Annotated in this window: 18 protein-coding genes; 3 read left to right on the plus strand and 15 right to left on the minus strand. The window is 50.0% G+C overall.

The window, feature by feature from the left end; all coding sequences use genetic code 11:
* Nucleotides 1-10: 10 nt before the first annotated feature.
* The 8 genes from gatY to ABC831_RS01165 all read right to left on the minus strand — a co-directional run bounded on the left by gatY (nucleotide 11) and on the right by ABC831_RS01165 (nucleotide 9,435).
* Entirely contained in the window at nucleotides 11-859 is an 849-nt protein-coding gene (gatY, locus tag ABC831_RS01130) for a tagatose-bisphosphate aldolase subunit GatY (RefSeq protein WP_343246455.1), read from the minus strand.
* 84 nt (nucleotides 860-943) lie between these two features.
* A complete protein-coding gene (locus tag ABC831_RS01135) occupies nucleotides 944-1,945 on the minus strand; it encodes a LacI family DNA-binding transcriptional regulator (protein ID WP_343246456.1) in 1,002 nt (333 codons plus the stop codon).
* Nucleotides 1,946-2,333: 388 nt separating this feature from the next.
* Nucleotides 2,334-2,990 carry a helix-turn-helix transcriptional regulator gene (locus ABC831_RS01140; protein ID WP_158350788.1) on the minus strand — a complete coding sequence of 219 codons (657 nt, stop codon included), beginning with the start codon at nucleotides 2,988-2,990 and terminating at the stop codon, nucleotides 2,334-2,336.
* Nucleotides 2,991-3,280: 290 nt separating this feature from the next.
* On the minus strand, nucleotides 3,281-4,234 hold the full coding sequence (locus ABC831_RS01145) for a succinylglutamate desuccinylase/aspartoacylase family protein (protein WP_343246457.1): 954 nt from the start codon (nucleotides 4,232-4,234) through the stop codon (nucleotides 3,281-3,283).
* 109 nt (nucleotides 4,235-4,343) lie between these two features.
* Nucleotides 4,344-5,555: a DUF819 family protein gene (locus tag ABC831_RS01150; RefSeq protein ID WP_343246458.1), complete on the minus strand. Its 1,212-nt coding sequence runs from the start codon at nucleotides 5,553-5,555 to the stop codon at nucleotides 4,344-4,346.
* Nucleotides 5,556-5,577: 22 nt separating this feature from the next.
* Nucleotides 5,578-6,816 (minus strand): pyridoxal phosphate-dependent aminotransferase, encoded by a 1,239-nt coding sequence (locus ABC831_RS01155; RefSeq protein ID WP_343246459.1) that lies wholly within the window; start codon nucleotides 6,814-6,816, stop codon nucleotides 5,578-5,580.
* Nucleotides 6,817-6,825: 9 nt separating this feature from the next.
* Nucleotides 6,826-7,203 (minus strand): Rid family detoxifying hydrolase, encoded by a 378-nt coding sequence (locus tag ABC831_RS01160; RefSeq protein WP_343246460.1) that lies wholly within the window; start codon nucleotides 7,201-7,203, stop codon nucleotides 6,826-6,828.
* A 429-nt stretch (nucleotides 7,204-7,632) separates the two neighbouring features.
* Nucleotides 7,633-9,435: an L-fucose isomerase gene (locus tag ABC831_RS01165; protein WP_343246461.1), complete on the minus strand. Its 1,803-nt coding sequence runs from the start codon at nucleotides 9,433-9,435 to the stop codon at nucleotides 7,633-7,635.
* A 228-nt stretch (nucleotides 9,436-9,663) separates the two neighbouring features.
* Here ABC831_RS01165 and ABC831_RS01170 point away from each other — a divergent pair, with 228 nt between their 5' ends.
* From ABC831_RS01170 to ABC831_RS01180, 3 genes are all read left to right on the plus strand, one after another.
* Nucleotides 9,664-10,596 (plus strand): AraC family transcriptional regulator, encoded by a 933-nt coding sequence (locus ABC831_RS01170; RefSeq protein WP_343246462.1) that lies wholly within the window; start codon nucleotides 9,664-9,666, stop codon nucleotides 10,594-10,596.
* 9 nt (nucleotides 10,597-10,605) lie between these two features.
* Nucleotides 10,606-11,091, plus strand: a complete 486-nt coding sequence (locus ABC831_RS01175) for a DUF402 domain-containing protein (RefSeq protein ID WP_343246463.1) — start codon at nucleotides 10,606-10,608, stop codon at nucleotides 11,089-11,091.
* Nucleotides 11,092-11,253: 162 nt separating this feature from the next.
* The gene (locus ABC831_RS01180) at nucleotides 11,254-12,171 is read left to right on the plus strand and encodes a homocysteine S-methyltransferase family protein (RefSeq protein WP_343246464.1); all 918 of its coding nucleotides are present in this window, start codon (nucleotides 11,254-11,256) and stop codon (nucleotides 12,169-12,171) included.
* Nucleotides 12,172-12,343: 172 nt separating this feature from the next.
* Here the strand turns inward: ABC831_RS01180 and ABC831_RS01185 are convergent, their stop codons facing one another.
* The 7 genes from ABC831_RS01185 to ABC831_RS01215 all read right to left on the minus strand — a co-directional run bounded on the left by ABC831_RS01185 (nucleotide 12,344) and on the right by ABC831_RS01215 (nucleotide 18,827).
* Complete coding sequence (locus ABC831_RS01185) at nucleotides 12,344-12,829, minus strand: deoxycytidylate deaminase (RefSeq protein WP_343246465.1); 486 nt, start codon at nucleotides 12,827-12,829, stop codon at nucleotides 12,344-12,346.
* Nucleotides 12,830-12,875: 46 nt separating this feature from the next.
* A complete protein-coding gene (gene upp / locus ABC831_RS01190) occupies nucleotides 12,876-13,505 on the minus strand; it encodes a uracil phosphoribosyltransferase (RefSeq protein WP_343246466.1) in 630 nt (209 codons plus the stop codon).
* Nucleotides 13,506-13,552: 47 nt separating this feature from the next.
* On the minus strand, nucleotides 13,553-13,984 hold the full coding sequence (rpiB, locus tag ABC831_RS01195) for a ribose 5-phosphate isomerase B (protein WP_343246467.1): 432 nt from the start codon (nucleotides 13,982-13,984) through the stop codon (nucleotides 13,553-13,555).
* Nucleotides 13,984-15,495 (minus strand): L-threonylcarbamoyladenylate synthase, encoded by a 1,512-nt coding sequence (locus ABC831_RS01200; RefSeq protein WP_343246468.1) that lies wholly within the window; start codon nucleotides 15,493-15,495, stop codon nucleotides 13,984-13,986. The genes rpiB and ABC831_RS01200 overlap by 1 nt, the downstream gene beginning before the upstream one ends.
* A 128-nt stretch (nucleotides 15,496-15,623) precedes the next feature.
* Entirely contained in the window at nucleotides 15,624-16,316 is a 693-nt protein-coding gene (locus ABC831_RS01205; RefSeq protein ID WP_343246469.1) for an N-acetylmuramoyl-L-alanine amidase, read from the minus strand.
* Between the two features lie 75 nt (nucleotides 16,317-16,391).
* On the minus strand, nucleotides 16,392-18,134 hold the full coding sequence (locus ABC831_RS01210; RefSeq protein WP_343246470.1) for a glycosyl hydrolase family 18 protein: 1,743 nt from the start codon (nucleotides 18,132-18,134) through the stop codon (nucleotides 16,392-16,394).
* A 456-nt stretch (nucleotides 18,135-18,590) separates the two neighbouring features.
* Nucleotides 18,591-18,827, minus strand: coding sequence for a hypothetical protein (locus ABC831_RS01215; protein WP_343246471.1), 237 nt, complete (start codon nucleotides 18,825-18,827; stop codon nucleotides 18,591-18,593).
* Between the last annotated feature and the right edge of the window lie 84 nt (nucleotides 18,828-18,911).

The following is an 18,911-nucleotide window of genomic DNA, read 5'->3' on the forward strand; positions in this document are numbered from 1 at the left end:
ACCTTGTCATTCAGGCTTTTCCGTCACAGCCGCAGACCTTCATGCGGTTCATGACCAGCTGCTTTACATTTTCACGTCCCACGGCGCCGTATTTCTTCGGATCAAAAGTCTCCGGTGCTTCTGCCAGCACTTTTTTTACGCCGTCGCTGTAGGCGATCCGCAGTTCTGTTGCAAAATTCACCTTACAGATTCCTCTTTTTATACTTTCCCTTACTGCATCATCGGACAACCCGGACGCACCGTGCAGCACCAGCGGAATGTCCACCACCTTGCGGATCTCACTTAAACGCTCCAGATCCAGCCTGGGTTCTCCGCTGTATACACCATGAGCGGTTCCGATCGCCACAGCCAGCGAGTTCACGCCTGTTCTCTCTGCAAATTCCCTGGCCTCCAGCGGATCTGTATAGCCGCCATTTCCTCCGTCCAGATCGTCCTCTTTCCCACCCACTTTGCCAAGTTCCGCTTCCACAGGAACCCGGGATGGCGCGCACGCGTCCACTACACGCTTCGTCACCGCGATATTCTCTTCAAATACGCTGTGGGACCCATCGATCATAAGGGAGGTATATCCGACACGGAGCGCCTGCATGGCCAGCTCAAAGCTGCTGCCGTGATCCAGGTGAATCGCAACCGGAATCCCGGAGTTCCTCGCCGCCGCCAGCGCATTGGAATAGTAATAATCCAGGCTGGCGTATTTCACTGTGGAGGGGGTCGTCTGCATAATAACCGGAGCGCCTAACTCCTCCGCTGCCGCCAGGACCGCCTGCACCATCTCCATGTTTTCCACGTTAAAGGCGCCTACCGCATATCCTCCATCTCTTGCATCCAGTAACATTTGTTCTGTTGTAACCAGTGGCATAATCTTCTCTTCCTTTCTTTTTATTCTTCCTTTTTTCACCAGGCTGATTTATGTAGGTAAATGATAAACCGGCAAATTTATGTATTAAATCTCCCTTATGGAATCCCCACAGATCAGTTCTGTCTTCAGATGAACGCTAACCGGTTCGCCCTCTATGTCAAATTCCAGGCGTTTCAGCATCAATTCTGCGGCCTGTTCCGCGATCTCATCCATAGGCTGCACGACCATCCACAGTTTGGGACGGATTACCTGGGAAAGCATCATATTATCAAATCCCACAATCGATATATCCTCCGGGAACTTAAGCCCACTCTCATTTAATGCTACAATCGCCCCCAGAGTAATCTCGTAATTACTCAGGAATACCGCAGTCGGCCGTTCTTCCATCTCCAGCAGTTCCTTCATTCCACGGTACCCATGCTGCACCGAAAGTTCGCCCCGCTTGATCAGTCTGTCCTCAATCTTTTGGTTGGCGCTCTCCAATGCCTCAAAGTAACCCCGAAGCCGCTCTCTCGCCGTATACTCCTGATCACCACCGCAGATCATACCGATTCTCTGGTGTCCTTTCCCAATTAATACCGAAACCGCTCCCCTAACCGCTTCGCGGTTATCGACCAGAACCGTATCGAACATACCGTTACCAAATGTACGGTCTATTAATACAACAGGTACTTTCCGCTCGACCGCCGGCTGCAGATATTCCGCGTTTCCTGATGTGGGCAGTGTGATAATCCCGTCCACCCGTTTATTCAGAAGGAACCGGATCTCCTGCTCCTCCAGATTCAGATCCCCCCGGCAGTCACACACGATCGTTCCATAATCGTGCTGCCTCAGAATGTCTTCTATTCTGGCTATAATCGTACTGGCAAATATATTATCCAAATGATGGATCAGTACTCCGATCGTCTTGGTCTTATTCTTGGCCAGTCCTCTGGCCACTTCGTTGACTTCATAGCGAAGTTCACGAATAGCCTGCTCGATCAGTGCCCGGTTCTCCGGCAGTACGTTACCGCCGTTCAGATATTTGGACACCGTAGCCAGGGATAGGCCGGTCATTTTTGTAATGTCTCTTATGGTAGCTGCCACCGAAATCCCTCCTGTTCCTTTTTCAGAGAGCGAACCGGTTCGCTCTATAGGATCATCATATACTGGAAATATAGAAATGTCAATCATTTCTCATATTTTTTATGTTATTTCATTCGTATTGACGGCCGTAGGAGAGGGGACTGGCATCTTTCGGTAGGGAAGCCAAATTTAATAGTAACTGCGTGGAGAAAGGGGCCTGTCCCCGGATGTTGGCTAGGCCCATACGGAATCCGAGGGAGCAGGCGCTTTTTTCCTCGAACAGACCGGCATCCGGGGACAGGCCCCTTTCTCCACATAGTTACTATTAAATTTGGCTTTCCTACCGAAAGATGCCAGTCCCCTCTCCTACGGGTTCATCCCGGCCCACGGCAATCGCCAAAGCCAGCTCCTACTTATGATTCCTCAAATGCAGATAAACCGTATTTTTAGACAATCCCAGCATCTCCGCCACCTGGCCGACCCCATCTTTCAGATTAAAGATCCCCCGTTCATTCAGCCGTGAGATAATCTCCTTGTTCACATTACTGGGAGAGATATCCTTATCGCTGATTACCGTAGCCTTTTCCTGAATCACCGCTTTCTCGATAACCTCGGATACATTTTCCGCAAATGTCTCCGACACACTGTCATTTTTTACATCCGGTGAGAACGCATGAATCATGGAAGACAGCGGCATATCCAGATAAAAATTCATGCACATCAGGCCGATAATCCTGCCGCCCTCGCCGCGGATCGCGATGGTGCTGGCCTTAATGGGCGCACCGTTTTTGTTTTTTGCGAAATAAGTGGCATAAGGCTTCCTCTCGTCCTGGCTTATATTCGCCAGCATATTTAACGCCAGATCCGTGATCGGAGCTCCTTCTTTGCGGCCGGTATAATGTCCGTTTATGATCTTGATAACCGACCGGTCGAGATTCTCCAGACTGTGCAAAACGATTTCATATCCCTCCCCCAGGTAGTCGGAGAGTCCTTCCACATAGGTCTTGAACGCTTCCAGTATTGCACGGTCTGTTTCCGTTAACACGATATTTTGCTCATATTTCATAATGGCTCCTCCTGCCAGATTATCCTAAAATTCATGGAAAAGAGTACAGCCAGCGAAACTCTTTTTCATGAATAAAATATTACCGTACGAAACAGCCTCTTGTCAATTCAGATCTTACCGGCAGTTCCCTGTCGTGAACCGCCTGTCTATTATCTGTACACACTCTTCGTATACGTAAAAGAGCTGCTGCTCTATAGATGGCGGGCAGCGGTTTTAAAATCCGCCATCTACTTTGCAACAGCCCCTAAATTTAGTATATTATGAGATGCCTTTGTGCCGTGGCCTCACACTCACTCGACTGCATTCGCGATCACGTAGAGCATATCGCCGGGTTCCACGCCGCCATGCACCACCATATTGGTCATCAGGCCATTGCACGGGCAGATATCCCGGTGTATCACATCGCCGTTCCAGTCGATGGTGTAGCCTAATTCCTGGCCCTCATACACCAGATCGCCGCTCTTAATGTTGATAAAGTGAAGCCCGCCCCTCTGGGCAAATAAAACATTTCCGCCTGAGTAGACCGTGGGCTCTACCACCACCGGCTCACCTTCCAGCATACCGATGGATTTCATCACATTTTTCAGCGCGTCACAGGCAAAGTCCACATGCTCCTTCACCAGCTTGCCTTCTCCGCCGATCTCAAAGAACACGGAGGGAATTCCCCGGTGGTTGGCTTCCGCAACAGCAGAACCGCGGCCGGGATAATTAGGCATCTGCGGGATCGTCCCCTGGGGTACTTCCCAGATCTTCTCCGACATGAACATCCTGGCCAGCTTCCTGGTCTTCTCATCCACCGGTTCCCCGATAGGCAGAATCTCGATATTCATATCCAGATCCTCATGCAGTTCACCGCCGTGCATATCCACATGCCAGTCAGCAATAGAGATAAAGGTCTGAAAGATCCTCTCAGCCGCCTGCTTTGTGGGGGAAATTCCCAGGTGCAGCTGATCTTTGCCGGAATCCTCTCCGGTCTGCTCTCCGGTAGGGAATACCGAATTCATATTTACGCCGTCCAGCGGAGAGCGGTTGGCATACTTGAACTGGAGTCCCATCACATTTTCCACATGGACCAGGATCAGGGTTCCCGCCACGTCCTTAGGATCGATCTCGTTGGACAGACGGATCGTCGCCGCCATTCCGATAAGCTCATTGGGATGAACTCCGGCCGTAATCGTCAGGGTAGGGCCGTCTTTCGCGCCATTGATGACAGTGACCGGAACTTCGATCTTATTAACTGTCATTTCAGCGGCCAAAAAGTTCCACTTTAACTTTGTTCCCTTGGGTATTTCCCGATTATCAATAAACAAAAATGATCATTCCTTTCTGTATTAAGCATTTTACGTTCTGAACTTATGCCCCGAAAATAGTGCCGATCAGGATTCCGCAGATATTACCGATCACGTTGCCCAGAGTTCCTACCAGGATGCCGGGAACCACAAGGCTGTCCCATCCTTTAGCGATAGCCAGGGCTGCCGCGGTAGACGCTCCGCCTACATTGGCATTGGATGCGACCATAGCATCCTCGATACCGAACTTGAGCAGTTTCGTAAACACCAGAGTCACGATAATATTCACCGCTACGATGATGATACAGCAGACGAAGAAAATGGGGGCGTCATTTACCAGCAGGCGCAGGGAAACCGGCGCACTCATGGTAGCGAAGAACATATAGATAAAGTAAGTACCAAATTCCTGCGCTCCCTTGATTTCGTTCAGCTGTTTATGGAAAACGGTAGCCGCCACAACCGCAATGAGGGTGATGATCAGGTATTTGCTGCCCAGCAGCGCGTTGAAGAATTTCAGGATAAAATTACTGGTAGGGATCGCCGATGCGAAGAAATCCGCCAGCGGGGTGGATACTGCCACGATCACAACGGAAATGCCCAGTGCCAGTGCGATATCCTTCAGGGAAATTTCTTTGCGGGACCAGTAATTCGCAGCATTGGTCTTACCCGTTGCGTTCTGTCCCTCCACAGTGGCCAGGTGATCTTCGATCGGATGACGGAAATGCCGTTTAAAGAATGCCATACTCGGAATCGTCATCAGTGCGAAGAAGAAAAACATCATGGTAATCGCGTCCGCCACATTGGCAGTGGAAACCATGGTTCCACTGGCACCGTAGTTCTCCGCCATAGCCACAAAGTTGATTCCTCCGCCTATGTAAGAGCCGGTAATCATAGCCAGGAATTTACCCACTTCAGGGATAAACCGTCCAACCGTGAAAAACGCAATGACAGAGCCCAGCATGGTACCGCAGGCGCTGAGTAAAAATAAGATTAACAGCCTGCCGCTGTTTTTCGCAATTTCGCGGATATTTGCCCTGAACAGCAGCAGCGGCAAAGCCATCGGAACCAGATAGGTACCCACAAATCCGTAAGCAGGCGCATCCTCCGGTATGATACGCAGGTTGGATAAAATCAGTGTCGTTAACAGGACCAGGATACAGCCGGTCAGTTTCGCCGCCCATTTGTACCTCTGCTCCAGACAGATTGCAAGCGCGACAATGCCGCACAGCACCGCCATCAAACCAATATTGTTGTCTACTGAAATCAACGTACTCATGCTTTCTCTCTCCTCCACTTCCTCATTTGCCTAAAAGCGTGTTTCCTTGTTTCACTTCTCTTTCTTGGGCAATCACGGTCAGAACATTCGCGATACGCTTGAGCGCATCGCGGGCTGCTTCCTCGTCGCCCAGACAACCGTGGATAATCCGCAGACAGCCTGCTCCCTGGCTGCCGTATGCCTTCCCGTCATTGACCGCCACGCCTGCCTCCCGCAGGATTCTGTCCACGATCTCGGTGGAATCCCCCAGGGCAGATACATCGAGCCAACAGTAAAACGCCGACTCAGGCCGGTACATATGTACGCCTGGTACACCCGACAGCTCTTCCCAGGCCATGTCTCTTCGCCGCCCGAATGCCCGGATATTCTCCTCCAGGAACTCAGGATGCCGAAATGCCTCAACTGCCGCGATCTGGGAGAGGGTATTCGTCGCTCCGAGAACGTTTACCGCCGCGCCGTGGAACACATCCATCACCCGGTCGTCCGCAACCAGATACCCCACACGGAACCCGCTCAGTCCCATTCCCTTGGAAATCGAGCATACGGTCACGGTCCGCTCCCACATTCCGGGCAGCGCAGCAGGGGAGACATACTCTACCCCATCGAATACCGAATCCTCAAATGCCTGATCTACGATAAGTGCCAGGTCCTTCTCCACCACAAGCCTGGCCAGAGCCTCCAGCCCTTCCCGGCGGAATACGGTGGTGGTCGGGTTATTGGGATGGGTCAGGACGATGGCCTTCGTCTTATCCGTCACAGCCCGGGCGAAAGCATCCACATCCAGCTGATATCCCCGTTCCCGGTCCAGCGGTACAGGTACCGCCGCAGCGCCCAGCAGCTGTACATTCAGGAAATTATTGGGATAGCTGGGATCCGGCACCAGCACTTCGTCCCCCGGCCCGATAAAGGCGCTCATAGCAAAAAACAGGCCGGAATCCGATCCCGGGGTAATAATAATATTCCGTCTGGGATCTGCAGAAATCTGATTGAAATTCTTTAACTTCTCCGCCAGTTCCTGCCTCAGTTCCAGAGAACCGCTGGGCATGGTATAGTGGGCAGGAAAACCAGTCTTTACGGTATCGATCAGCACCTTTTGAATATGTTCCGGAATAGCCGGGTCCGGATAAAATGGATCCGCCCACCCCATCAGCGTGACCTGCCCCTCCATCGAAGCAAAGCTGTCACCCACATCAGCCTTCGTCACTTTGGAAAACAATCCGCCTTCCACTCCCCGGTACCGCTTTGCAATCTTAACTGCCATAGCAGGACCTCAGCACAGAGCGATGGCGTCTATCTCCACCAGCGCGTCTTTCGGCAGTCGGGACACCTCTACTACAACCCGGGCCGGTGGCTCGTCGGGGAAAAAGGTGGCGTAAACTTCATTGATCGCGGAAAACTTATCCATATCCCGGATAAACAGGCAGCATTTCAGAATCTTTGAACGGTCCGATCCGCTGGCCTCCAATATGGCCAGTACGTTTTTCATCGACTGGGCCACCTGTTCCTCCACCGTCTGCGGCATGGTTCCGGTCACGGGATCCAGCGGAAGCTGCCCCGACACACACACGACGCCCGCTCCTTTTGCCGCCTGGGAATACGGCCCGATGGCTCCCGGAGCCAGCTCGGTGGATACAATTTCTTTTTCCATGATTTCCTCCTTCCGTGCGCTTTCCCGCACATTTAGGGATGGAAGCTTGAACACTTCGTTCAACCCTCTTCTCCCTTCTTTTCCTCTCTGAATCATTGCAGTGTAACTGTTTTTATTATAGGTCCCCTTATACAAGATGTCAATTAAATGCGTTAATATTTTTTATTCATTGTGCATTTTTTAATAAAATTTTGTAGTTCTGATGAATTTTTTTGCATTGTAATAATTGAGGGGAATCGTTGATTTTATAGAATGAATGGTTACTTCAGACTCATTTTTTCCCACAGAACTTTTGCTTTTTTGTGTATAATCATTTACTTTCTATTGAAAATTTAACTTGTACAAATCAACAAAAGGGCCAGGATGGACGAATCGTCACATCCTGGCCCTCACGGGCTTTCCTTTATCCAGTTATTTCGTCATAAAGACTTATCTCACTAATTTGAACTGCGGACCATAAGCAGCGCAGGCTCTGAAGTCCTGTCCTTCTTTGTCCATGCCGAATGCGTTCCAGCTGGCCGGACGGAAAATCTTATCGTCCGGTACGTTATGCATAGCTACCGGGATACGGAGCATGGAACACATAGTGATCAGGTCTGCGCCGATGTGGCCATAGCTGATCGCGCCGTGGTTCGCGCCCCAGTTGTTCATTACATCATAAGCGGTCTTGAATGCACCCTCACCGGTTGTTCTGGGAGCGAACCAGGTACAAGGCCATGTATAGTCGGTTCTCTTCCATAAGATGTCGGTTACTTCATCGGGAAGGGCTACGGTCCAGCCTTCTGCGATCTGAAGCATCGGCCCAAGGCCTTTTACCAGATTCAGACGGATCATGGTGGCAGGCATTTCTGCTTTGGTTACGAATCTGGAGGAGAAACCGCCGCCGCGGAAATATCCGTTATCGGCCGGGTTCCAGGTAGTCGCTTCCATGATCGCTTTCTGGTCTGCTTCGGTTACATCCCACCACTGTTTCAGAACAGCATTGCCGTTCTCATCTTTTGCTTCTCCGCAGGCATCCAGGCAGGCTGCGCCGGAGTTGATCAGATGGATGAATCCGCCGGCATCTTTCGCAACACCTTCCAGATCATATCCGGTAGCTTTCTTAACCGCTTCCGGACTCCAGTAAGTACGCACGTCCGCGAATATCTGAGGACGGTTGGTCAGAAGTTTCATAAACATCATGCCAAGTCCATTGAGTACATCGTTTTCTGTAGCCAGTACATAGGGCTCTCTCGCTCCGTTCCAGTCGAAGGAGGTATTTAACATCGCCTCAGCGAAATCACAGTTGGGATAGAAGTCTGTCCACTGTCTCTGTCCCTGGAAACCAGCAGCCAGAGCGTTGTGTCCGCACATCTCTTCCTCGCGGCCGGCCGGAAGGTTCGGATTGCCGTTCATCAGGTCTTTGATGATAACCATCATCTTGACTACGAACTCCCAGGCTTCGTCTTTTTCTTCCCTGGTCTTCTGCAGGCCTTCCGGATTCTTGTCGAATCCTTCTTTGCAGTTTGCCTTTGTCCAGGCCAGAGCTTTCTGGAATTCAGCTTCGTCATAGATACCCTCTGTCATACGGCGGATGATCTCCACCTCATCGACAGATTCCACACGCATGCCAAGATATTCTTCGATAAACGCAGGATCAATGATGGAGCCGCCGATACCCATACAGATCGATCCGATCTGCAGATAGGATTTACCTCTCATGGTAGCGCAGGCCACTGCCGCACGGCCGAATCTTAACAATTTTTCCTCAACATCAGCGGGGATGCTGGTGTCGTCCGCATCCTGAACATCATGTCCGTAGATGCCGAATGCCGGAAGGCCTTTCTGTGCATGAGTCGCCAGTACGCTGGCCAGATATACAGCGCCGGGTCTCTCTGTTCCGTTGAATCCCCATACGCCTTTGATGGTATTGGGGTCCATGTCCATGGTCTCCGCTCCGTAGCACCAGCAAGGGGTAACGGTTAACGTAATGTCAACACCTGCTTTTTTAAATTTCTCAGCACATGCGGCGGTCTCACCCACACGGCCGATGGTTGTATCGGCGATAATAACTTTTACGGGTTCGCCGTTGGAATATCTTAAGTTCTCTTCAAACAATTTAGCGGCAGCTTTTGCCATGTTCATGGTCTGATCTTCCAGAGATTCTCTGATCTTTAATGCACCTCTGCGTCCGTCAATGGTCGGTCTGATACCAATCACAGGATAATCACCAATTAATCTGCTCTTTGCCATTTCTTCTTACCTCCATAATATTTTTCTTTCAACGTTTTCCACAATGGATATGTAGAATTCTTTAACCAGATATGCTAATTATACAACATGTCCGTAAAAAACACACGTAAAAATTTGTGCGGATATAGACAATTTTTGTGATGTTACTCTGGACTTTTCGATACACTCCTGCTATAATCAAGGAAATATCCCCATCAGGGGCCGACACCCGCGCCCGGGAGGTGCATCATGAAAGCATTTCACGAAGTGCGCAGATACGCCACGGAATTCATGGTTTGGCACAAATCTTACAAAGATATCAGTTTTTTGGCGCATTGGCACAAAGAAATCGAATTGATCTATATTCGCTCCGGCAGCGCAAAGTTGAGCGTTACCGATCAGAGTTTTTATGCCAAAGCCGGGGATCTGATCATCTGTGACAGCGGGGATATCCATTACAGCGATTCTTATCAGATGGACAATTGTTTGGATTTCTTGATATTTGATACAAATCTCATCAGTTCCCACTATACAAATTCACATTTTCAGCACCCGTGTGTGACCAGAGAACAGCTGGAAGCATACGGTTTATTTGACATGCTGGAAAGGCTGCTGGACCTGATTGACGATGAAATGGAAAGCCAGAAGCCCTATTACCAGGACGTGGTAACCGCCTCGATCCGCCAGTTCTGGTATCTGCTGAAACGCAATGTCCCCACCAGCGACACCGCCATGCAGAGCCAGAACCGCCGGCTCATCATGCTGGAAGATTTACAGCAGCTGCTCTCCTATATGGAAGAGCATTATATGGAGAACATCACTCTGGAATTCGCGGCAGGCAGGATGCATTTCAGCGAGAGCCATTTCTCAAAAATATTCAAGAAGCTTACCGGTATTAATTTTGTCATCTATCTGAATATGATCCGTGTGGAAAAAGCCGCGGACCTTCTCAGGACCTCCAACGATAAGATCACTGATATCGCATTCAACTGCGGTTTTAACAACGTCCGGACCTTCAACCGGGTCTTCAAGGAAATGACCGGATATACCCCCACCGAATTTTCCGCAATGCCCGATAAAGGCGCTTACAACCTGGCATATTACAAGCATAAATCAACGGAAAAGCAGTACATGGACAAAGAGCCCATGACCATTATCAAAAATACCGAAATCATGCAGTAAGGAGCGCTTATGGAAATGGAAACCAACCCGATTCTCTACCGGAAACGCCTCATCCCCTCGGAATGTATCGAATTAAAGGAGGATCAGATCCTCTACCGGGATGACCGGATTATCGTAACGAAATGGAATACCATCCGTCCCAAAAAAGAGCTGGATCACGGATATTCCTGCTATTTCATGAAAAAGGGATTCAAAGTCAGCCGCTTTTACGACCATGAAAACCAGCACATATGCTGGTACTGCGACATTATCGATACCGCCTATGATACGCAGCTGAACGCTTATACCTTCACCGATCTGCTGGTGGATGTCATCCTAACCCCCGACGGAAGCATAAAAGTCGTGGATGTGGACGAACTGGCCGACGCCATGGAAAACAAGTTAATCTCACAGGGTATGCTGCTGCGGGCTCTGCGGCGTCTGGACTATCTGCTGTCCATCATATATCAGGACAGGTTTGACGATCTCCAGCGTGAGATTCTAACCCGGGAATAATCAAGTGACTAAAAGGGGACATGTCCAATTCAGTTTGGGACATGTCCATTCCAGTTTGGGACATGTCCATTCCAGTTTGGGACATGTCCAAAACTGTTTGTACACGTACCTTTAACCGGATTTAATCCCGCAAATAAATCTTAAGGAATGTGAGCCTATATTATGGATTTTGAACAGTGTTTTAAGGATTCTCAGACGTTATTAATGGAAGGGGCTCTGGGCGAAAGATTAAAAAGAGAATATGGACTGCCAATCGATGGGCCTGTAGCAATGGCCGATCTCATCTATCACCATTCCGGCAAATCTGCTCTGAGAAATTTATGGACCGAATACTTATCAATTGCGGAAGAATACCATCTGCCTTTCCTTGCCACGACACCGACCAGACGCGCCAATCAATCGCAGGTACATTCCGCAGGCTATCATTCCATTCTTTTATATGATAATGTCGCCCTGCTCAAAGAGATCCAACGCACCGCAAATACTCCAATGTTTGTGGGCGGCCTCATGGGGTGTAAGGGAGACGCCTACACCGGCAAAGACAGCCTGACTTCCACGGAAGCACACAATTTCCACTCATGGCAGGCTAATACCTTTGCCAAAGCCGGCGCAGACTTCCTGTTCGCCGGAATTATGCCGGTATTGGAAGAGGCCAAAGGTATGGCAATGGCCATGTCAGACACCGGCCTCCCCTATATCATCAGCTTTACAATCCGACAGGACGGACGTCTGATCGACGGCACAACCATAGACAGCGCTATCCATTCCATCGACCGGCACGTCAACCACCGCCCGCTCTGCTACATGACTAACTGTGTACATCCCGATATTCTATCCCTTGCTCTATCCCACGACTTTAACCGCAGCGGGAATGTTCGGTCGCGTTTTCTGGGAATACAGGCCAACGCCTCCCCTTTATCTTATGAAGAACTGGACGGCTCCCGGGATCTGAAATGTTCCGATCCAATCTCCCTGGCACAAAGCATGTATCATGTAAAGCGCAAATTCAGCCTGCGTATATTAGGAGGATGCTGCGGTACAGACGGTAACTATCTGCGAGAGATCGCGAAAACAATATAAAGATACAATACAAAGACTAACACGGAATCCATCCGCCTACAATAAATAAAGATGATCAAAAGGGGGACATGTCCATTTCAGTTTGGGACAGGTACTTTCTGAACTGTACCTGTCCCAAACTGAAATGGACATGTCCCCTTTTGATGTTCCCCCTTTGAATCGCCAACCTCACCTAAACCGAAAATCTAATCTCCCGGTTCGTTCTCTTATACTGATAATACCGCACCCCCGCCGCATCCAGCATCCGTCTGGAAGCGAGCACCGAAGGTGTATCGGCATATTTATCACAGTCATAGACGATCGTCTTGATCCCGCTTTGAATAATCGCTTTGGCACACTCGTTGCAGGGAAATAAGGATACATAAAGCTTTGCACCCTCGAGGCTGCCTCCCCGGTAATTGAGAATAGCGTTCAGCTCACTGTGGGTGGTATAGAAGTATTTGTTATCCAGCGGCTCGCCTTCCCTGGTCCACGGGAAATCATCATCCGAACAGCCTATGGGGAACCCGTTATATCCCATGGAAAGAATCTTATTATCCTGGCTGACGATACAGGCCCCTACCTGGGTACTTGGGTCCTTGGACCGCATCCCCGACAGAATGGCAACTCCCATAAAGTATTCATCCCAGCTTATATAATCTTCTCTTTTATCGCTCATATACCTGCTCCTTTGTCCAAAACAAACACCAACGGCCGACTACTGCTTATTTCGTTCCGAATATGCGGTCCCCCGCGTCTCCCAGACCCGGAACGATATATCCATGATCATTCAAATGATCATCCATGGCTCCAATATATACATCCACATCCGGATGAATTTCCTGCATCTTCTTCAACCCCTCCGGCGCTGCGATAATACACATGAACCGGATGTTATTGACTCCCTTATCCTTCAGCATCTGGATCGCGGCCACGGAGGAACCTCCGGTCGCCAGCATGGGATCTACCACAAACACTTCCCTTTCGGAACAGTCCGCAGGAAGTTTGCAGTAATATTCCACCGGGTTTAACGTCTCCGGATCGCGGTACAGGCCAATATGCCCGACTTTAGCCGCCGGAATCATCGTCAGCATACCGTCGACCATGCCTAATCCTGCCCGGAGGATCGGCACGATCGCCAGCTTCTTACCCTGAAGCTCCTTTACCGTCGTTGTACAGATCGGGGTAGTGATCTCCACATCCTGCAGTTTCAGGTCCCTGGTCGCCTCGTAGCACATCAGCATGGCGATTTCGCCGATCATCTGGCGGAAATCCTTTGAACCGGTATCCACCTTGCGGATTAATCCGATTTTGTGCTGGATCAGCGGGTGATCCATAATCATTACTTTTGACATGTGTCTCCTCCTGATTGTATATTTTTAAATTTTATCTGCCAATTCATTCAGATATCTTCTATCTGCCGGATTCTTCTCATATGGCGTTCATCCCCTGAAAATTCCGTGTTCAAAAACGTATCCACTATTTTAACAGCCAGTCCGGGGCCGACGACCCGTCCTCCCATAGCCAGTATATTGGCATCATTGTGAAGCCTGGTGGCTTCCGCGCTGAAACAGTCAGAACAGAGCGCCGCACGGATTCCCTTCACCTTGTTTGCCGTAATGGAAATACCGATTCCGGTCCCGCAGATCAGGATTCCTTTTTCACACTCCCCGTCCGCCACCGCGTGTGCGACTGCTTTGGCGTATACCGGATAATCGCAGGCCTCCTCATCGTAACTGCCGAAGTCTTTATATTCCAGTTTTTGTTCCTCCAGGTATTGCTTAATCTCCTGTTTCAGTTCATAGCCGCCGTGGTCACTGCCCAATGCGATCATTATGGTTCCTCCTCATTCCAATTTTCTACCAACAGGGTAACCAGACGATACAGTTCCTCATAGCATTCTCCATAGTCCGTGAGCGGTCCTCCGTAAGGATCCGGAATGTCGCCGTCCTCTCCTACCAGAGATTTCAGTGTATATACATTTATCGCCTTCGAATAGCCCATTAGTACCTTCTGTTTCTGCTCTTCATCCATGGTAATGATCAGAGTATCATCACCGAAGTCCTCTTCCTCCAGCGGGGAAGACATATGCTGTTCCATCTTCAGACCATTGCTGATCATCACAGCTTCCGCCTTCTGATTCAGCGGTTCGGGGAACAGGACCACCAGCCCCTTGGACTGGATCACGACCGGAGCCGTTACATGTTTGCTCTTCATGATCGCCTCTGCCATAGGCGCCCTGCAGGTATCGCTGGCACAGACAAACACCACTTTCCGATAGTTCCGGAGTTTAATCTCATTTTTTACATTGATCACATGATAGCCGGCCGCCTTTAGCAGCCGGTTCATCACTGCCTGTCCCAGTTCCGGCAGCTCGAATGCCTCGGAATAGATGCTGTTTACTTCTTCCCGGTCAAACTCCCGCAGAATCCGATAGAGATTCCTGGATATGGAGATCTCTTCACTGCGGCTTCCGATACTCTTAACATCCGCGCCGATATATCTGGCCTTGGTTTCGTCTGTGGCAATGACCCCGATCTTCCCGCCCTGATCCTTGCGTATCAGCTCATTGATCTTGGCGATCACAGCAGCCTCCGATCCCTCCACGATCATCATATCCGCTTTGGGCGCGTAATGGCGGTATTTCATGCCGGGCGCCTTGGGCTTCATGTCCTGATGATCAAGAAACAGAGTCTTGTCCTCTTCCACAGGGCCGACCACGGTCTCCAGCATTTCTCGATTTATATATCCGGGCCGCAGAATCATAGGCGGCTCCACCGTCATATCCACGATGGTGGATTCGATACCGATTCCCACCGGCCCGCCGTCTATGATCAGTTCGATCTTATCTCCCAGGTCCTCCATGACGTGTTCCGCCATCGTGGGGCTTGGCCTGCCCGATGTATTGGCGCTGGGCGCGGCAATATAGCCGCCCCCCTCACGGATCAGGGTGAGGGCAACCGGGTGATCCGGCATCCGGACCGCCACCGTATCCAGGCCTCCTGTAGTCTCATAAGGGATCTCCCCGCTTTTATTCAGAATCATAGTCAGCGGGCCCGGCCAGAACGTCTGGGCCAGCCGCACGGCCTTTTCCGGAATCTCGCTTACGATCGCCCGCAGCGCCTGAAATTCCGCTATGTGGACGATCAGCGGATTATCCGAAGGCCGCCCTTTGGCCGCATAAATCCTGGAAGCCGCATCCTTCTGTCTCGCATCGGCTCCCAGTCCGTATACCGTCTCCGTCGGAAACGCCACCAATCCGCCCATGCGGATAATCGAACCCGCCTGCCGCATGACTTCCGGATCTATATTTTGTCTATCCACTTTTATTATCTTTGCTTCCATTCATCTACCTCAGTTTTTGTGCGTAAGCCATCCAGAGGCATACGTCATCCTTCGTTATTATACCACTTCATTATCGAAAGGGAAACTATTGATTTCTTCCAATTTCCTTCCGGCACCGGCCTCTTCGGTCAGTTTGCGGCTATGTACTGCATCACAGCCATATGGACCGCCCAGGCCAGTTTCTCCTGGTAATATTCATCCTCCAGCTTAGCCGATTCCACCCAGTTTGACAGGAACCCGCATTCGACGATAACCACAGGCGTCTCGGTTCGTTTCAGCAGATAATAGCTGTCATTCGCTTTGGCCTCCCGATGATTCTCAGGATCAACAGTACCGATCAGCGAAGCCTGTATCATCTCCGCCAGTTCCTTCCCCTCAGCCGAATGAGAATAATAGAACGCCTGCGCCCCGTGCACTCCCTCTTCATGATAACTGTTCTGGTGAATGCTCACCGTGCAGACCGGTTTCGCGCTGTCGATCACTGAACAGCGCCGCTGCATATCCTGCACCTTTTTATTGCTGGCACTGGAATCATACAGGCCGCCGTCACTGTCCCGGGTCATCACCACCTTAATGTCATTTTCCTCCAAAAACTCTTTCAGCTGAAACGCAATTTTCAGATTAATATCTTTTTCCAATGTTCCGCTGACACCGACTTTACCCGGGTCCGCACCGCCGTGTCCCGCGTCTATCACCACTACCTTCTGCTGAGCCTGTGCCTGTTTCATATTTGATACCAGAACAGCTCCCTGCCTGGACAAAAACAGTACTCCCGCCAGCATCAGAACTCCCATTCCGATCTCCAGAGTCTTTCTTTTCACAAAAGCAGCTCCCACACACATTTTATATAATATATGTGGGAGCCCGCCCGATTCATGACAACAGAACGGCTGCCGTCAGTTCACATATTTCAAAATAACATCCCAGGTGCTGGGCTGCTCCAGCCCCAGCCGCCATGCGGCGATACCGGCCAGATTATATTCCTTCACCAGGCCTGCCTTCAGATCAATGGACTGATCATCCTCGATCCACATCTTATAAGTGGAACCGTCTTTTTCGTATTCCACATAATTCTGCCCGATATCCTCCTGCCAAACCGGCTCCAGGCCGTTGACACTGATGATATCCTGCTGGGCCTGCATCCCCAGTGCCTCACTGCTCAGGTGATACGGAACATATTCCTCGGTCAGGTCTTCCGCAGCGATCTCCTCCTCCGTCTTGGGTGTCTCCTTCCAGAGTCGGCTGAAGAACGGGACGGCGTTAATTACCTTATCCGCCGGAACTTCCTCCAGCGTTTTCTCTATCCCTTCCCGGACAAATCCCATCGAGGCCACAGACCCGGATTCCTTGGAGCCGCTGTAATGTTCATCATACCCCATGATAATCACATAATCCGCCACAATTCCCTGTTCCCTGCGGTCATAATGAGCCGTGTGAGCCTTGGGTACATAATTGTCGATCGACAGAACGATCCCATTAGCCCGGCATTTGATGGATAATTCCCGGATAAACTCTATAAAATGTTCCCCTGTCTCACCGGACAGCTCCTCAAAATCAATATTCAGCCCGTCTAACTGATACTCGATCGCTGCTGCGATCAGCTGGTTGATCAGCGTCTCTCTTCTGGACGTATGTGACAGCACATCAAAGGTACTTACTTCTTTATTAAAATTATCCACCAATCCCCAGACTTCCACTCCGATCTGATGGCATTGGGTCACATAATTCTTATCCGCCAGAGAAGCGATGTTTCCCTCGTTATCCGACAATGAGAACCAGGTAGGGGAAATCGTATTCACTCCCTTGGTATTCGTAATCAGCTCCAACAGCTTACCGTTGGCCTGGGCGTTGGTTACCTGATGCCACACCAGATTAATCGGATAATCTTTGGAGATATTCGTATAGACCGGCTCTTCAAATTCCCGGCTGGTAGTCTCCGTGCGGGTCTCGCCAATCTTCTTATTCAGAATATATCCAATATAACCGTCCCCGGTCCGCACCTTCGTCCATTCTTCGATCTGCGCTTCCTCCGGAAGGACATAGAGCTGATCCCCTTTCAGAACATCCGTCAGAATCGGGCTCTTATTCCCAGCCTTCACCCGGACCTGGGTATCCCCTTTGACGTCAGCCATCTTTACCTCGCCCCACTGATAAGTGATATGGACACGGTTCGGCTCCTGGAACGTCTCATACTCTATATTCGTAAATTTCTGAACATAATCCAGCGCGATATACGCCTGATCCCCATCCACCTTTACGATCGCATAATTTTCCGTATTCTTATTTTTGGAAATATAATAATCCTTGCTTCCCACTTCTGCCTTAATAATATCGGTGGGTGTCGTGTAAAGCAGAACATTCTCATTTGAATCCCAATAGAACCTGGAGTTGAAGTAATTCTTAACGGTATTGTAATTCAGATATACTTCCCCGTCGATCAGCTTCCCTTTATCCTCAACCACCTCATCCTGGAGCACCAGTCCTACCTGATCCTCCCCCTGCAGGTTAAAATAAGCATTCAGGTCCGCACGTTCATCCGTAAAACTATATTTTTTAATCAAGCCGCTGGCCAATGTAATCGCCACCACGATCACTATCAGCAGCAGCGCTGCCAGTATCGGAATCAGCTTCTTCTTCATTCCGTCCCATTCCTCCTAATATAAATGTTCAATCCACAACGCACACTCCGCACCGGAGAAAGCGCTCCGGCGCAGATATAATGTCTCTCGACATTAATCATGATTGCAAGCAATCATGCCCCCTCCGGGGCGATGCACACTCCGCGCCAGGGAAAGCGCTCCGGCGCAGATATAATGTCTCTCGACATTATATCATATAATTCAACAACTTCATCAACTTTTTTACATGTTTACAAAAAATTAAGAGAATCCCAGAAAAATATTCATCATCATTCAACCCGCTATATCAAAGGGGGGGGATTCACCAAAGCAGGGAAGAGAGGGAAGCGGCCGGTTCCAAGGCCCGGCCGCTTCCCTCTCTTCCCGGTCCTAGCTCCCCCACACACAAGGCAGAGCGGCATAAACAGCCGCTCTGCCGTCCTGGTAAGGATATCCATATTTTGTTAATTCTATTCTTTAATCCAGGTTTCCATTCCTGATCCTGTCAAAACGGATCTCTTTTAATTCCCCCTTTTCATCCGTAATATAGTCGCGCATGTAGGAATTGCTATCTTCCTCCACCATGCACGCGTAGGCTATTTCACAGGGGCTGCTGACAGTCCCGTCAAGCCAGACCGTAATTCCGCCGTTTTCATAGCCTTCCAGCTCCAGCAAAAGGCCGATCCGGTCCGGGTAATCTCTTGATTCGTTCATAGAAGATGCCTCCTACTTCTGAATTTGCGGATGTCCCCTGTATGATCCTGACCGTTCAGGAGGTTTCGTGATATATTATTCAAC

Source organism: Diplocloster hominis (assembly GCF_032380655.1).
In the GTDB taxonomy this organism is placed as follows: Bacteria; Bacillota; Clostridia; order Lachnospirales; family Lachnospiraceae; genus Diplocloster; species Diplocloster hominis.

What these genes read in the sequence shown, in the direction of transcription:
- gatY (WP_343246455.1), bottom strand. Translation starts at nt 859, where the DNA reads ATGCCACTGGTTACAACAGAACAAATGTTACTGGATGCAAGAGATGGA.
- ABC831_RS01140 (WP_158350788.1), bottom strand. Translation starts at nt 2,990, where the DNA reads ATGAAATATGAGCAAAATATCGTGTTAACGGAAACAGACCGTGCAATA.
- ABC831_RS01145 (WP_343246457.1), bottom strand. Translation starts at nt 4,234, where the DNA reads ATGACAGTTAATAAGATCGAAGTTCCGGTCACTGTCATCAATGGCGCG.
- ABC831_RS01150 (WP_343246458.1), bottom strand. Translation starts at nt 5,555, where the DNA reads ATGAGTACGTTGATTTCAGTAGACAACAATATTGGTTTGATGGCGGTG.
- ABC831_RS01155 (WP_343246459.1), bottom strand. Translation starts at nt 6,816, where the DNA reads ATGGCAGTTAAGATTGCAAAGCGGTACCGGGGAGTGGAAGGCGGATTG.
- ABC831_RS01160 (WP_343246460.1), bottom strand. Translation starts at nt 7,203, where the DNA reads ATGGAAAAAGAAATTGTATCCACCGAGCTGGCTCCGGGAGCCATCGGG.
- ABC831_RS01165 (WP_343246461.1), bottom strand. Translation starts at nt 9,435, where the DNA reads ATGGCAAAGAGCAGATTAATTGGTGATTATCCTGTGATTGGTATCAGA.
- ABC831_RS01170 (WP_343246462.1), top strand. Translation starts at nt 9,664, where the DNA reads ATGAAAGCATTTCACGAAGTGCGCAGATACGCCACGGAATTCATGGTT.
- ABC831_RS01175 (WP_343246463.1), top strand. Translation starts at nt 10,606, where the DNA reads ATGGAAATGGAAACCAACCCGATTCTCTACCGGAAACGCCTCATCCCC.
- ABC831_RS01180 (WP_343246464.1), top strand. Translation starts at nt 11,254, where the DNA reads ATGGATTTTGAACAGTGTTTTAAGGATTCTCAGACGTTATTAATGGAA.
- ABC831_RS01185 (WP_343246465.1), bottom strand. Translation starts at nt 12,829, where the DNA reads ATGAGCGATAAAAGAGAAGATTATATAAGCTGGGATGAATACTTTATG.
- upp (WP_343246466.1), bottom strand. Translation starts at nt 13,505, where the DNA reads ATGTCAAAAGTAATGATTATGGATCACCCGCTGATCCAGCACAAAATC.
- rpiB (WP_343246467.1), bottom strand. Translation starts at nt 13,984, where the DNA reads ATGATCGCATTGGGCAGTGACCACGGCGGCTATGAACTGAAACAGGAG.
- ABC831_RS01200 (WP_343246468.1), bottom strand. Translation starts at nt 15,495, where the DNA reads ATGGAAGCAAAGATAATAAAAGTGGATAGACAAAATATAGATCCGGAA.
- ABC831_RS01210 (WP_343246470.1), bottom strand. Translation starts at nt 18,134, where the DNA reads ATGAAGAAGAAGCTGATTCCGATACTGGCAGCGCTGCTGCTGATAGTG.
- ABC831_RS01215 (WP_343246471.1), bottom strand. Translation starts at nt 18,827, where the DNA reads ATGAACGAATCAAGAGATTACCCGGACCGGATCGGCCTTTTGCTGGAG.